General features: G+C 73.6%; 10 protein-coding genes. 8 read left to right on the top strand and 2 right to left on the bottom strand.

The window, feature by feature from the left end:
• Nucleotides 1-467: 467 nt before the first annotated feature.
• The 5 genes from F9B16_RS17540 to F9B16_RS17520 all read left to right on the top strand — a co-directional run bounded on the left by F9B16_RS17540 (nucleotide 468) and on the right by F9B16_RS17520 (nucleotide 6,814).
• Nucleotides 468-2,471 (top strand): APC family permease, encoded by a 2,004-nt coding sequence (locus F9B16_RS17540; RefSeq protein WP_225991710.1) that lies wholly within the window; start codon nucleotides 468-470, stop codon nucleotides 2,469-2,471.
• A gap of 160 nt (nucleotides 2,472-2,631) precedes the next feature.
• Nucleotides 2,632-3,456, top strand: coding sequence for an NUDIX hydrolase (locus F9B16_RS17535; RefSeq protein ID WP_225991709.1), 825 nt, complete (start codon nucleotides 2,632-2,634; stop codon nucleotides 3,454-3,456).
• A gap of 8 nt (nucleotides 3,457-3,464) precedes the next feature.
• Nucleotides 3,465-4,511 (top strand): serine/threonine-protein kinase, encoded by a 1,047-nt coding sequence (locus tag F9B16_RS17530; protein ID WP_151541149.1) that lies wholly within the window; start codon nucleotides 3,465-3,467, stop codon nucleotides 4,509-4,511.
• 12 nt (nucleotides 4,512-4,523) lie between these two features.
• Nucleotides 4,524-5,495, top strand: a complete 972-nt coding sequence (locus tag F9B16_RS17525) for a hypothetical protein (RefSeq protein ID WP_151541148.1) — start codon at nucleotides 4,524-4,526, stop codon at nucleotides 5,493-5,495.
• Between the two features lie 29 nt (nucleotides 5,496-5,524).
• Nucleotides 5,525-6,814, top strand: a complete 1,290-nt coding sequence (locus tag F9B16_RS17520) for an adenylosuccinate synthetase (protein ID WP_151541147.1) — start codon at nucleotides 5,525-5,527, stop codon at nucleotides 6,812-6,814.
• Here the strand turns inward: F9B16_RS17520 and F9B16_RS17515 are convergent.
• Both F9B16_RS17515 and F9B16_RS17510 read right to left on the bottom strand, forming a co-directional pair.
• The gene (locus F9B16_RS17515; RefSeq protein WP_151541146.1) at nucleotides 6,769-8,211 is read right to left on the bottom strand and encodes a purine-cytosine permease family protein; all 1,443 of its coding nucleotides are present in this window, start codon (nucleotides 8,209-8,211) and stop codon (nucleotides 6,769-6,771) included. The genes F9B16_RS17520 and F9B16_RS17515 overlap by 46 nt on opposite strands.
• 20 nt (nucleotides 8,212-8,231) lie before the next feature.
• On the bottom strand, nucleotides 8,232-9,194 hold the full coding sequence (locus F9B16_RS17510; protein WP_151541145.1) for an isopenicillin N synthase family dioxygenase: 963 nt from the start codon (nucleotides 9,192-9,194) through the stop codon (nucleotides 8,232-8,234).
• Between the two features lie 251 nt (nucleotides 9,195-9,445).
• Here F9B16_RS17510 and F9B16_RS17505 point away from each other — a divergent pair, with 251 nt between their 5' ends.
• The 3 genes from F9B16_RS17505 to F9B16_RS17495 are packed head-to-tail and all read left to right on the top strand — an operon-like array spanning nucleotide 9,446 to nucleotide 12,938.
• A complete protein-coding gene (locus F9B16_RS17505; RefSeq protein ID WP_151541144.1) occupies nucleotides 9,446-11,422 on the top strand; it encodes a hypothetical protein in 1,977 nt (658 codons plus the stop codon).
• A 23-nt stretch (nucleotides 11,423-11,445) separates the two neighbouring features.
• Nucleotides 11,446-12,150 (top strand): 3-keto-5-aminohexanoate cleavage protein, encoded by a 705-nt coding sequence (locus tag F9B16_RS17500; RefSeq protein ID WP_151541143.1) that lies wholly within the window; start codon nucleotides 11,446-11,448, stop codon nucleotides 12,148-12,150.
• A gap of 50 nt (nucleotides 12,151-12,200) precedes the next feature.
• The gene (locus F9B16_RS17495) at nucleotides 12,201-12,938 is read left to right on the top strand and encodes a neutral zinc metallopeptidase (protein ID WP_225991708.1); all 738 of its coding nucleotides are present in this window, start codon (nucleotides 12,201-12,203) and stop codon (nucleotides 12,936-12,938) included.
• Nucleotides 12,939-13,066: the final 128 nt, after the last annotated feature.

Here is a 13,066-nt window from a genome sequence, read left to right as displayed (position 1 = left end):
GGGCCGCCGACGCGGCCGCGGGGACGGCGAGCGCGGCGGTGACGGCGAGGGCGGCGGCGAACGCGGTGCGGCGGAGGGCCGCCGAGGGCGAGGGGCGCTGTGCTGGGCGGGACACCGAACCTCCTGTGGGACGCGGCGTCCCTACGGTGTCACCGATCTTCACCGATCGCCACCGTCCGCACCGGCCGACCCCGGCCGTTCCCCGGCCTCGATCGAAAGCGCTTTCCTTCGAAATGGCGGCATTTGATGGGAACGGTCCACTAGAAACGGACTCGGCATCCGCCTCTCACCTGCGGCTCCTTCCGCCATACTGGCGGACCGGGGTTTGGCAGCATCCGACAACAGACGCTCGACAGCAATCCGCTGGAAAACGTTGCGATTATGGTCATACCTGGTGAATTCTTAGGGACTTCGACCACACCGTCTCTCGCGAACAGCGGCGCGGGTTCGGGCCAGGGGGGATACCTATGACCTGGGACGTCCGCATGCGCAACAACATGTTCCGCAGGCTGCCGGTAGAGCAGGCGACCGGCCGGCTGTACGGCGGCCGGCACCGCCTCCGGGTGGTGTACCGGACCCGGGACCTGATCGTCCTCGGGCTCGGCGTGATGATCGGCTCCGGCATTTTCAAGATCTCCGGAGAGCAGGCCGCGACCACCGCCGGCCCGTCGGTGATCATTTCCTTCCTGATCGCCGGCGGCGTCTGCCTGCTCGCCGCGCTGTCCTACGCGGAGCTGTCGTCGATCGTCCCGGTGGCGGGCAGCGCCTACTCCTTCAGCTACGTCGCGTTCGGCGAGATCTGGGCGTGGGTGGTCGGCTGGGCGCTGGTGCTGGAGCTGCTGCTCGCCGCGTCGGTCGTCGCGCGCGCCTGGTCGCTGTACGCCACGCAGGCGCTCGCCGACTTCGCCGTGCCCGTGCCGTCCTGGCTCGCCGGGATCATCGGGCAGGAGAAGGGCTTCGACCTGTTCGCGTTCGGCATCCTGGTGCTGCTGATCACGATGCTCGCCACCGGCAGCCGGCTGAGCCTGCGCAGCCTGTGGTTCATGGTGATGGCCAAGCTGATCGTGATCGGGCTGGTCGTCGCGACCGGGCTGAAGTTCTTCCACGCCGGCAACCTCACCCCGTTCGTGCCGCCCGAGCGGCCCGCACCCGACGGCGCCACCACCGTGCTGGACGCGGTGCTCGGCGCGGTCACCGGCAGCAAGCCGGGGGTGTTCGGGATCTGGGGGATCTTCGCCGCCGCGCCCGCGATCGCGTTCGCCTACATCGGCTTCGACCTGATCGCGACCGCGTCCGAGGAGACCGACGACGCGCCCCGCAAGGTGCCGCGCGGCATGCTGACCAGCCTGGCGATCGCCGTCGTGCTGTACGTCGCGGTCGCGGTCGCGATGGTCGGCATGGTCTCCACCGACCGGCTCGACCCCGCCAAGCCGCTGCTGGCGACCGCGTTCGGGCTGGTCGGCGCGGACTCCATGGGCAAGATCATCGACGTCGGCGCGGTGCTGGCGCTGACCACCGTGATCCTGGTGGTGCTGATCAGCCTGACCCGGGTGGTGTTCTCCATGTCCCGGGACGGCCTGCTGCCCCGCCCGATCGCCGGGATGAGCCGGTACCGGGTGCCGTCGCGGGCGACGCTGGTCGCGGGCGGCGCGGCGGTCGTGATGTCGCAGACCATCAACGTGCTCACGCTCGAGCAGATGGTCGTGATCGGGACGCTGTTCGCGTTCCTGTTCGTCTCGGCGGCCGTGCTCGCGCTGCGCCGCGACCGCCCCGACCTGCACCGCCCGTTCCGCGTCCCGGCCGCGCCGGTCACCGCCGCCGCCACGATCCTCGCGACCGGCTGGCTGATGCTCAACCTCAAGGTGCAGACCTGGGGGTACTTCGCCGTCTGGATGGCCGTCGGCATCGTGATTTACCTGGCGTACGGCCGTCGCAAGAGCCAGATGAAGCTGCTGCTGGACGCGCCGCCGCCCGAGCGCCCGGCCGCCGCGCGGACGCAGGCGCCGCCGCCCGGCGTGGCGCCCTTCGACGGGTCGTTCGCGGGGCCTGGGCAGGGCGGCGGGTTCCCTGTGCCGCCGCCCGGCTCGTACGGGGCGGGGCCGCGGCCGAACGTCCCTGCGCCAGAGAGCCCCTACCCGACGGGCCGGTACTCGGTGGGACGGCGGCCGAGCGGCCCGTACGACCGTGAACCGTACGACCGTGAACCGCCGGCCGATCCGTACGCGCTCGATCCGGGGGTGCCGAACCCGTTCGCGTCCGGTCCGCACCCGGGCGGGCGGTACTCCGCCGAGCAGTTCGGCTCCAACCCCTACGAGGGCGGACGGTACGGCACCGGCCCCCACACGCGGGACCCGTACGTCCAGGACCCGTACGTCGAGAAGCCGTACGTCCAGGAACCCTCCGTCCAGGAGCCCTACGAGGACGGCGAGCGCGAGGAGCCGCCGTACCCAGGCGGCCGCCACCGCCGCTGACGATCACCCGCAGAGCGCCGTCTCCCCAGGTGGGAGACGGCGCTCTGCGCATGCGCGGAGAAACGGGTGGACAGAGCGCCGCACCCCGGGTTATGTTCTTCTCATATCGAGATGAACTCAACATGAGACTTACTCAGTCCGAGACCATGGAGGGACCCGGATGTCCCCGGAACCGATGCGCGACGAGAGCGCGTTCCTCGCGAGCTACGACCCGCGCGCCTACGACCCCGTCGCCGTGACCGTGGACGTCGTCGCCCTCACCATCCGGGACGGCGCGCTGCACGTCCTGCTCGTCCGGCGCGGTGGCGCGCCGTACGAGGGGATGTGGGCGCTGCCCGGCGGGTTCGTCCACGCGGGCGGCCGGCGCGAGGCCGAGGACCTGCCGGACGCCGCCGTCCGCGAGCTGGCCGAGGAGACCGGCCTCAGCGGGAAGGACGGGGCGCTCGGCCGCGTCCACCTGGAGCAGCTCGGCACCTACGGCACCCCCGGCCGCGACCCGCGCATGCGCGTCATCTCCGTCGCCTACCTGGCGTTCGCGCCCGAGCTCCCCGACCCCGAGGCGGGCGGCGACGCCGCCGACGCGGCCTGGGTCCCGGTGGACGCGCTCGGCCTGGCCGAGTCCGGCGACCAGCGGCCCGGCACCACCCGGCGGCTCGCGTTCGACCACGCGCGGATCCTCACCGACGGCCTGGAGCGGGCCCGCGACAAGCTCGAGTACACCCCGCTCGCCACGGCGTTCTGCGGCGCCGAGTTCACCATCCCCGAACTGCGCGCCGTCTACGAGGCGGTCTGGGGCGAGGAGCTGCACGCCGGCAACTTCCACCGGAAGGTGCTGTCGGTGCCCGGCTTCGTGGAGAGCACCGGCGCGACGTCCGACAAGGGCGGCCGGCGCGGCGGCCCCCGGCCCCGCCTCTACCGCGCGGGCGACGCCCGCCTCCTGCACCCCGCACTGCTGCGCCCCAGCCGCGAGGAAGAGATCAGGTGATGCCCCCTATGACCAGGCACATCGGGAAGACCCGCGACCTCGACGAGGCGCTGGCCCGGCTCGACCGGGTCCGCGTCCCCGCCGACCTGTTCGGCGACGACGCCGCCGAGGCGGCGCGGCGCTACCGGCGGCTCGTCCGGCTCGTCCACCCGGACGCGACCGGCGGCCGCACCCGCGACGCGTTCGTCCGGCTGAACGCGCTGTGGCGGACCTACAACCGGTCCGACCCGACCGTCGTCACGACCCGCCGGCACTCCTACCGCATCGCGGGCGACCCCGTCTCCGGCGACCTCGCCGAGCTGTACCGGGCCGGGACGGACACCCGGCCGGGCGGGGTGCTGCTGAAGATGCCGCGCGACCCCCGCGACGGCGACCTGCTCGAACGCGAGGCCGTCGCGCTGCGGCAGCTCCCCAAGGACGGCGACGGGCGGTTCCTGCCGTACGTGCCGTACCTCGTCGAGTCGTTCCGCCACAAGGACGCCGCGACGGGGACGCAGCGGCAGGCCAACGCGGTCGCCGCGCTCGACGGGTTCCGCACGCTGGCCGAGGTCAAGGCCGCCTACCCCGGCGGCGTCGACCCGCGCGACGCCGCGTGGATGTGGCGGCGCCTGCTGGTCGGGCTCGGGTTCGCGCACCGCGCGGGCGTCCTGCACGGCGCGGTGCTGCCCGACCACGTCATGATCCACCCGGAGGAGCACGGGCTCGTCCTGGTCGACTGGTGCTACTCCGTTCCCGGCTGCTACTCCTACGCCGACGCGACCGGGCGCGTCCCCGCCCTGGTGGAGCGGTACCGCGACTGGTACCCGCCGGAGGTGCCGGCACGGCGGCCCGCCAGCGAGGCCACCGACCTCTACATGGCCACCCGGTGCATGACCGACCTGATGGGCGACCAGGCGCCCAAGGCGCTGCGCGGGTTCGCGCGCGGCTGCCTGCTGTCCGCGCAGAACCGCCGTCCCCGCGACGCCTGGCGGCTGCTGGGCGAGCTCGACGAGCTGCTCGAACGGCTCTACGGCCCGCGGCGCTTCCGCCCCTTCCACCTGCCCGTCACCCACTGAAGGAGACCACCCATGGGAAGCGGAAACTGGTCCACCGACGTCTACGCCGCGCGCGCGAGCTACCGCGCGTCCACCGGCGCCAGCGCGTTCGCCTACAGCGACGGCGGCGCCACCACCGTCCACCCCGACCTCGACCCGAAGGGCGTGAAGGTCCGGGAGAGCCGCGACTCCGACGACCACCCCGAGTCGCTGGCGATCGGCGTGCTGTTCGACGTGACCGGCTCGATGGGCGGCGTGCCGCGCACCCTGCAGACCAAGCTGCCCGACCTGCTCGGGCTGCTGCTGCGCAAGGGCTACGCCGCCGACCCGCACATCCTGTTCGGCGCGGTCGGCGACGCGACCTGCGACCGGGCGCCGCTGCAGATCGGCCAGTTCGAGGCCGACAACCGGATGGACGACGACCTCGGCAAGATCCTGCTGGAGGGCGGGGGCGGCGGCCAGATGCGCGAGTCCTACGAGCTGGCCATGTACTTCATGGCGCGGCACACCTCGATCGACTGCTTCGACAGGCGCGGGAAGCGCGGCTACCTGTTCATGATCGGCGACGAGCTGGCCTACCCGAAGATCAAGCGGCGCGAGGTCGCCAAGGTCATCGGCGACGACCTGGAGCGCGACCTGCCGATCGAGGACGTCCTGCGCGAGCTGCAGCGGATGTACGAGGTGTACTTCATCATCCCCGAGGGCGCCTACCACTCCGGCAGCCGCCAGCTGAAGGACTTCTGGCAGGGGCTGCTCGGCCAGCACGTCCTCTACCTCGACGACCTCGACGCGGTGTGCGAGACGATCGCGCTGACCGTCGGGCTGGCCGAGGACGCCATCGACCTGGACGAGGGCCTGGACCACCTGGCGGAGGCCGGCTCGGACGCGGGCGCGTCGGTGTCGCGGGCGCTGGCCCGGCTGGACGCGTCGCGCGCGCCGGTCGCGGTGTCGGCGACGCCGCCCGGCCTGGACGCGGCGGGGCCGTCCGCGACGACGCGGCTCTGAGACCCCACGTAGGAGAGGAGAGCACCGCGATGGGGCACGTCATCGTCGTCGACCTCGGGTTCGGGGACGCGGGCAAGGGCACGGTCGTCGACCACCTCTGCCGCACGTCCCCGGTGACGGCGGTCGTCCGGTTCAACGGCGGCGCGCAGGCCGCGCACAACGTCGTGGCCGACGACGGGCGGCACCACACGTTCGCCCAGTTCGGCTCGGGGACGTTCGTGCCGGGCGTCCGGACGCACCTGTCGCGGTTCATGCTGGTCGACCCGCTCGCGCTCGCCGCCGAGGCCGACCACCTGGGGCGGCTCGGGGTGGACGACGCGCTGGACCGGCTCACCGTCGACCGCGACGCGCTGCTCACCACGCCGTACCACCGGGCCGCCAACCGCGCGCGCGAGCGGGCGCGCGGCGCGGCCCGGCACGGGTCGTGCGGGATGGGCGTCGGCGAGACCGCGTCGTACGCCCTCGCGCACGACGACGCGCCGCGCGCGGGCGACTGCCTGTCCCCCGCGCGGCTGCGGCGCCGGCTCGGCGCCCTGCACGACTGGTACCGGGCGATGTTCCCGTCCGGTGAGGACGTCCCGGACGTCGCCGCCTGCGCGGACGCGTTCACCGCGTTCGCCGGGCGGGTGCGGATCGTCGGCGGCGGCCACCTGCACGGCCTGCTCCGGTCGGGCGACGTGGTGTTCGAGGGCGCGCAGGGCGTGCTGCTCGACGAGTGGCACGGCTTCCACCCGTACACGACCTGGTCCACCACGACCTTCGCCAACGCGGAGACGCTGCTGGAAGAGGCGGGCGAGGTGGGAGCGGCGGCGCGGCTCGGCGTCCTGCGGACGTACGCGACGCGCCACGGCCCGGGCCCGTTCGTCACCGAGGACGCGGCGCTGACCGCCGCGCTCCCCGAACCGCACAACGGCACGGGCCCCTGGCAGGGCGCGTTCCGCGCCGGCCACCTCGACGCCGTCGCGCTCCGGTACGCGCTGGAGGTCGCCGGCGGCGTGGACGGCCTGGCGGTCACGCATCTGGACGTCGCGGGGGCGCGTCCCGATCTGCGCGTCTGCCACGCCTACGCCACGCCGGTCGGGCGGGTGGACCGGCTGCCGGAAGGTGGGGGCGACCTGGACCGCCAGGCCGCCCTCACCCGCCGGCTGGCGTCCGCGCGGCCGGTCTACGCTCCGCTGGGCCGCCGTCCGGTCGAGACGATCGAGGACGCGCTCGGCGCCCCGGTCGTGCTGACCTCGCACGGCCCCGCGTCGTCGGACAAGCGCGCCACCGGTCAGCCGTTCTCGCGGAACCCGGGCACCTTGCGCAGGACCGCGTAGAGCACCGCCGCGAGGACGAACCCGGCCGCGAACGTGATGTCGCCGAACGACGGGTGGTGGCTCGGCACGATCCCGACGTACTTCTCCTGGTTGGAGAACAGCCAGACCGACACCACCACGGCGGCCGCCATCGCCGCGGGCCCGGCCCAGCTGCGGCGCCGGACGTCGAACACCATCGCGTCCACCCGCGCGTCCGCGGCCCGCGCCGACCAGACCCCGCGCCGCAGCACCAGGTCGGCCAGCACCACGCCCAGCCAGGGCCCGATCCAGTACGCGATGACCAGCAGGAACGCCTCGTAGTCGTGGCCGGCGTCGTCCAGCCCGAAGTAGGCGACGACGAGCCCGACGGCGCCGAACGCCCCGGCGACCAGCGCGCGCTGCAGCCGCACCGGCAGCGGCAGCCGGATCCCCGTCGCGACGAACGACATCGACCCGGAGTAGATGTTGATCGCGTTGGCGCCGACCGCGCCGATCGCGATGACCAGCAGGGTGAGGTTCGCGACGAGCGAGGGCAGGTGCCCGGTGAACGCGCCGGTCGGGTCGGCGAGCGCCTTGCCGCCGAGCGTCGCCGACGCCGCGCCGACGATCTGCAGGACGGTGCATCCGGCGAAGACGCCGAGCCCCGCCCACAGGCCCGCCGCGCGCGGGCTCGTCGTCGCCGGCAGGTAGCGGGTGTAGTCGGCGGCGTAGGGGTTCCAGCCCGCCGCGTAGCCGAAGCTCGCGCCGACCACGATGAGGAACGCGCCGATCCCGCCCGCGCCGGCGCCCTCCGGCGCGGGCGCGCCGAAGTCCGCCTTCGCCAGGATGATCACGGAGGCGATGCCGAACACCACCGCCAGCACCGGGAACGCGTACCGCTCGTAGGCGTGCACGAGGTTGTGCCCGAAGAACGCGACGCCCGCCTGCAGCGCGACCACGATCGCCAGGCACAGCGGCTTCGGCATCCCGGTCAGAGTGTTGAGCGCCAGCGACCCGCTGACGCTGTTCACCGCGAACCAGCCGACGCCGCCCGCCACCGAGTTGATCGCGGACGGCAGCATGTTGCCGCGGTGCCCGAACGGCACCCGGCCGAGCACCATCTCCGGCACCCCGTAGCGGGGGCCGCGCGCCGACAGGACCGCGTGCGTCGCCGAGCCGAGCAGCGTGCCCGCCACGATCGCGGCGGTGGCCTGCCAGAACGTCAGCCCGAACGCGGCGACCGCGAGCACGCCGAGGAACACCGTCGCGAACTCCAGGTTCGGCGACGTCCAGGTCCACAGCAGGTTGAGCGGCCGGCCGTGCCGCTGGTCGAGGGGGATGAAGCCGACGCCGCCCGGCTCGACGGCGGCGACCCGGGCGCCGTAGTCGCCCTCGCGGACGACCACGCCCGCGGGCGCGCCTTCCTTTATCTCCGTCATGGGGGGACCTTTCCGCGTGCTCAGGCGAGGGTGATGGCGTCGAGGCGTTCGAGGAGGAAGTCGTGCGCGCGCACGGCCGCGCCGCCGGCGGTGCGGCCGAGGGGCGGGGCGAGCGGCTCGACGCGGGCGTCCGGGTCGCACTCGTAGAAGAAGATCAGCGACACGAGCTCCTCGTCCGGGGCGCTCGGGTCCGGCGGCAGGACGCGGTGCCGGTTGGACTTCCAGCGGCCGCCGGTCCAGTGGGCGAGCAGGTCGCCGACGTTGATGGTGAAGGAGTCCTCGACCCACGGGGCGTCCACCCAGCCGGCCTCCTCGGAGTGCACCTGCAGGCCGCCGACCCCGTCCTGGCGGTCCAGGACCGTGACGGTGCCGAAGTCGGTGTGCGGGCCGATCCGGAACTGGCCGGGCTCCGGCTCCCCGAGCTGCGACAGCGGCGGGTACCGGTTGATGTTCAGCGTGAAGGACGGGTGCAGGGCGTGCGCGGTGAAGAAGCCCGACGGCAGGCCGAGCGCCACCGCGCACAGCGCGAGCAGGTCGTCCGACAGCCGCTTCATCCGGGCCAGGTAGCGGGTCAGCAGCGCCTCCAGCTCCGGCACCTCGCCCGGCCACACGTTCGGCAGGAACCACTCGGCGTCGAAGAGCGGGTCGCCGATCGGGCGGTCCGCGCCGACCGCGAACGTCTCCTTCAGGTCCGGCGGCGTCGCGGTGCCCTCGGCGTACCCGTTGGCCTCGACGCCGGGCGGCAGCCAGCCGCGCTCCCCCACGGTCGCCGCGTACCGCCGCTTGACCTCCTCCGGCAGCGCGAAGAACCGCTTCGCCGCGGCGCGGATGGCGTCCCGGTCGGCGGCGGGCACCCCGTGCCCGGTGACCACCAGGAAGCCGATCTCGCTCAGCGCGGCGTCGACCCGCGCGGCGACGGCGGCGCGGTCGCGCTCGCCGCCGTGGAACCAGGGGTCGAGGTCGATGATCGGGACGGCTTTCATGGAACGTTCCTTTCCCGGTGGGGTGCGGCGCTGCGCTCACTATCGCTTGCGATCAAGACCGGATCACCCCCCGAAACGGAGATGAAACCGTCACTTCGGAAGATTTAACGTCGTCGGAACATCCGGGGGCCGATGGCCCTCCGGGCCGTCTCCGGATGACCGGCATCGGCCGACGGCCGCCGCCCATTGACCGCGGGCCGCGGTGAGACCAAGATCTCCCCGAACGCCGCGGATCTCCCCGGAGGTGGACGATGCGTGTCCTGTCCCTGCGCGCCCTCTCGGCGGGCGCCGCTCTGGTCCTGTCCGCGGCCCTGCTCGCCGTGACGCCGGCGTCCGCCGCCCCCGCCCCGGCCGCCCCCGCAGGCGACGGCTGCGACCCGATCGACCCGGCGTCCTGCCTGCTGCCGTTCCCGAGCAACTGGTACACCAGGCCCGACCCGCACACCGCCACCGGCCTGCGGATCGACATGCGCACGACGCTGAAGAACGCGCTCGGCCTGCCCGTCTCGCCGGACGAATGGAACCGCGCCGACGGCTTCTCCCCCGGGTCCGAACTGCTCAGCCGCGTCCCGGGCGTCGACCTGGCGCGCACCGGCGCCGCCCCCGTCACCGACATCGGCGCGTCGCTCAAGCCGGACGCGCCGATCGTCATCGTCGACACCGCGACCGGGCAGCGCTGGCCGTACTGGGCCGAGCTCGACGCCAACGCGCCCGACGACCGCAAGGCGCTGATCGTCCACCCCGCGAAGAACCTCGTCGAGGGCCACCACTACGCGGTCGCGCTGCGGAACCTGCGCGACGCGTCCGGGAACCCCATCGCGCCGAACGCCGCGTTCGCCAAGATCCTCGGCCCGGCGCTGCCGTCCACCGACCCGCTCGCCGCCCGGCAGAAGGCGGAGAAGAAGGTGCTCGCCGACCTCGCCGGGCGCGGCGTGAGCCGGGACGGCCTGTACCTGGCCTGGGACTTCACCGTCGCCAGCGCGCGGAGCATCGCCGGGCCGATGCTGCACGTCCGCGACGACGCGCTCCGCAAGCTCGGGAACCGGTCGCCGTCGTTCCTGGTCACGCAGGTGACGAACAACGTCGACGACAAGATCGCCCGCGAGGTGAAGGGCGTCGTGTGGGCGCCGAGCTACCTCGACCAGTACGGCGGCCTCCCCGGATCGGCGTTCCACTACGGCAAGGACGGCCTCCCCTCGCAACTGCCGGGCAACAACCAGGCCGTCCCGTTCCAGTGCGAGATCCCGAAGGCCGCGTTCGGCAAGCCCGCGAACCCCGCCCTCTACGGGCACGGGCTCCTCGGCAGCGAGGGCGAGGTCGACGCCGGGAACGTCAAGGCGATGGCCGCCGAGCACGACTTCGCGTTCTGCGCGACGAGATGGATCGGCATGTCCGAGGAGGACGTCCCGAACGTCGTCTCCGCGCTCGCCGACATCAGCCGGTTCCGCACCGTCGCCGACCGGCTCCAGCAGAGCATGCTGAACTTCGTCTTCCTCGGCCGCGCGATGACCCGCGGCTTCGCGGCGGACAAGGCGTTCCAGGACGACTCCGGCAAGCCGCTGATCGCACCGGGCGCACCGCTCACCTACGACGGCAACAGCCAGGGCGGGATCATGGGCGGCGCGCTCACCGCCGTCTCCCCCGACCTGCGCCGCTCCGTCCTCGGCGTGCCCGCCATGAACTACAGCACGCTGCTCAACCGCAGCGCCGACTTCCCCCAGTACGCCAAGGTCCTCGACCTGTTCTACCCCGACAAGCTCGACCAGCAGATCGGCCTCGCGCTGATCCAGATGCTCTGGGACCGCGGCGAGGCCGACGGGTACGCCTGGCACATGACCGACCACCCGTACCCGGGCACCCCGAAGCACCAGGTGCTGATGCACGTCGCGTTCGGCGACCACCAGGTCGCGACCGTCGCCGCCGAGGTCGAGGCCCGCACCGTCGGCGCCAGGATCCACGCCCCGACCGTCCGGGCCGGACGCAGCCTGGACGTCGCCCCGTACTGGAACATCCCGACGTTCGGCGCGTCCACCGGCGGCTCCGCGATGGTCGTCTGGGACAGCGGCTCCCCCGCGCCGCCGACCACGAACACCCCGCCCACCGAGGGCCGTGACCCGCACTCCGACCCGCGCGGCAACGCCGACGCGCGCCGGCAGAAGGCGATCTTCCTGACCACCGGGCGGACCGTCGACGTCTGCGACGGCGGCCCCTGCGTGATAACGCCCTGACCGGCTACTGAGAGAATCGGAGCATGCTCCAGGTCTGTCCGAACGGGAGCCGCGCGCAGGGCGTCCCGGTCACGCCGGACGAGCTCGCGGCGGCCGTCCGCGCGGCGGTGGACGTCGGCGCGCAGGACGTCCACCTGCACCCCCGCGACGCCGCCGGCGCCGACACGATGGACCCCGGCCACGTCGCCGCCGCGCTCGAAGCCGTCCGCGAGGCCGCGCCGGGCGTGCCCGTCGGCGTCACCACCGGCGCCTGGACCGCGCCGGACCCCGCCGAACGCGCCGCGCTGATCCGGTCCTGGACCGTCCTGCCCGACCACGCGTCGGTCAACTTCCACGAGGACGGCGCCGAGGACGTCGCCGCGACCCTCCTCGACCGCGGCGTCGGCGTCGAGGCCGGGATCTTCTCCGGCACCGAGGCCGCCGCGCGCTTCCTGCGCTGGCCGCGCGCCCGCGAGGTGCTGCGCGTCCTCGCCGAGGTCACCGACACCGATCCGGAGACCTCGACCGGCACCGCGAAGGACCTTCTGCACGCCCTCGGCACCGGCCACGGGCGGCCCGTCCTCCTGCACGGCGAGGACGGTGGCGCCTGGCCCGTCCTCCGCCTCGCCGTCCGCTTCAACCTCGACGTCCGCGTCGGCCTCGAAGACGTCCTCACCCTCCCGGACGGCACCGCCGCGGCCGACAACACCGCCCTCGTCCAGACCGCCGGGATGCTGCTCCAGGCATAACGGCCGGATCCGGCCCGACCGCCGGGGGGCGCGCGTGCGTATCCCCCAGCATGAACCGACGCCCCATCGCCGCCGCGGCCCTCGCCGCCGCGATGACGCTCACCGGCGCCTGCGAGTACACCGCCGCCGCCCGGACGGCCGCCCCCGCACGTCCCGCGCAGAGCCCCCGGGCCACCGGCTCCCCCACCGCCTCACCGCACGCCCCCGCGACGCCCCGCCGGTTCGACGAGGCCGGGTTCGAAGGCGACCTCCGCACCGCCACCGCGATCACCGACCGCTTCTGGCGCCGGCACTGGACCCGGTTCTTCACCGGCGCCTACCGGTCCCCGCGCGTCGTCGGCCTCTACGACGGCTCCGACCCCGCCGCCACGCCCACCTGCGGCGGCGAACCCCTCGAACGCGACAACGCCGAGTACTGCCCCGCCGGCGACTTCCTCGCCTGGGACGCGCACCTCATGCGGTCCGGCTACGCGAACGGCGACGCCTGGGTGTACCTCGTCGTCGCCCACGAATGGGGCCACGCCGTCCAGAACCGCCTCCAGCGCCGCCTCGTCTCCGCCGCCGCCGAACTCCAGGCCGACTGCCTCGCCGGCGCCGTCCTCTACGGATCCGCCGCCGACGGCGACCTCACCTTCGAGACCGGCGACACCCGCGAGATCGTCGACTCGTTCCAGGTCATCGGCGACAGGACCCCCTGGACCAGGCCCGGCGACCACGGCACCGCCTCCCAGCGGCTGCAGGCCTTCTCCCGCGGCGGCGCCCGCGGCGTCCCCGCCTGCTTCACCTGACCGCACCCGCCTCACCTGGACCGCACCCGCCCCCGCCCCCGCGGGCCATCGGAACGAACAGGAACATGCCGATCCGATGCAACGGCTTGGCAACCATGCGTGCCCGCGCGATGCTTTTGAGTCACGGG

This window comes from Actinomadura montaniterrae, assembly GCF_008923365.1.
Lineage (GTDB): Bacteria > Actinomycetota > Actinomycetes > Streptosporangiales > Streptosporangiaceae > Spirillospora > Spirillospora montaniterrae.
Note: the sequence above shows the minus strand (reverse complement) of the source record. Positions and strands in the feature narration are given on the sequence as shown.

Excerpts from the sequence above, each read along its gene's own strand:
- F9B16_RS17500 (WP_151541143.1), top strand. The coding sequence starts at position 11,446 with ATGCTCCAGGTCTGTCCGAACGGGAGCCGCGCGCAGGGCGTCCCGGTC.
- F9B16_RS17525 (WP_151541148.1), top strand. The coding sequence starts at position 4,524 with ATGGGAAGCGGAAACTGGTCCACCGACGTCTACGCCGCGCGCGCGAGC.
- F9B16_RS17535 (WP_225991709.1), top strand. The coding sequence starts at position 2,632 with ATGTCCCCGGAACCGATGCGCGACGAGAGCGCGTTCCTCGCGAGCTAC.
- F9B16_RS17540 (WP_225991710.1), top strand. The coding sequence starts at position 468 with ATGACCTGGGACGTCCGCATGCGCAACAACATGTTCCGCAGGCTGCCG.
- F9B16_RS17505 (WP_151541144.1), top strand. The coding sequence starts at position 9,446 with ATGCGTGTCCTGTCCCTGCGCGCCCTCTCGGCGGGCGCCGCTCTGGTC.
- F9B16_RS17530 (WP_151541149.1), top strand. The coding sequence starts at position 3,465 with ATGACCAGGCACATCGGGAAGACCCGCGACCTCGACGAGGCGCTGGCC.
- F9B16_RS17515 (WP_151541146.1), bottom strand. The coding sequence starts at position 8,211 with ATGACGGAGATAAAGGAAGGCGCGCCCGCGGGCGTGGTCGTCCGCGAG.
- F9B16_RS17495 (WP_225991708.1), top strand. The coding sequence starts at position 12,201 with ATGAACCGACGCCCCATCGCCGCCGCGGCCCTCGCCGCCGCGATGACG.
- F9B16_RS17510 (WP_151541145.1), bottom strand. The coding sequence starts at position 9,194 with ATGAAAGCCGTCCCGATCATCGACCTCGACCCCTGGTTCCACGGCGGC.
- F9B16_RS17520 (WP_151541147.1), top strand. The coding sequence starts at position 5,525 with ATGGGGCACGTCATCGTCGTCGACCTCGGGTTCGGGGACGCGGGCAAG.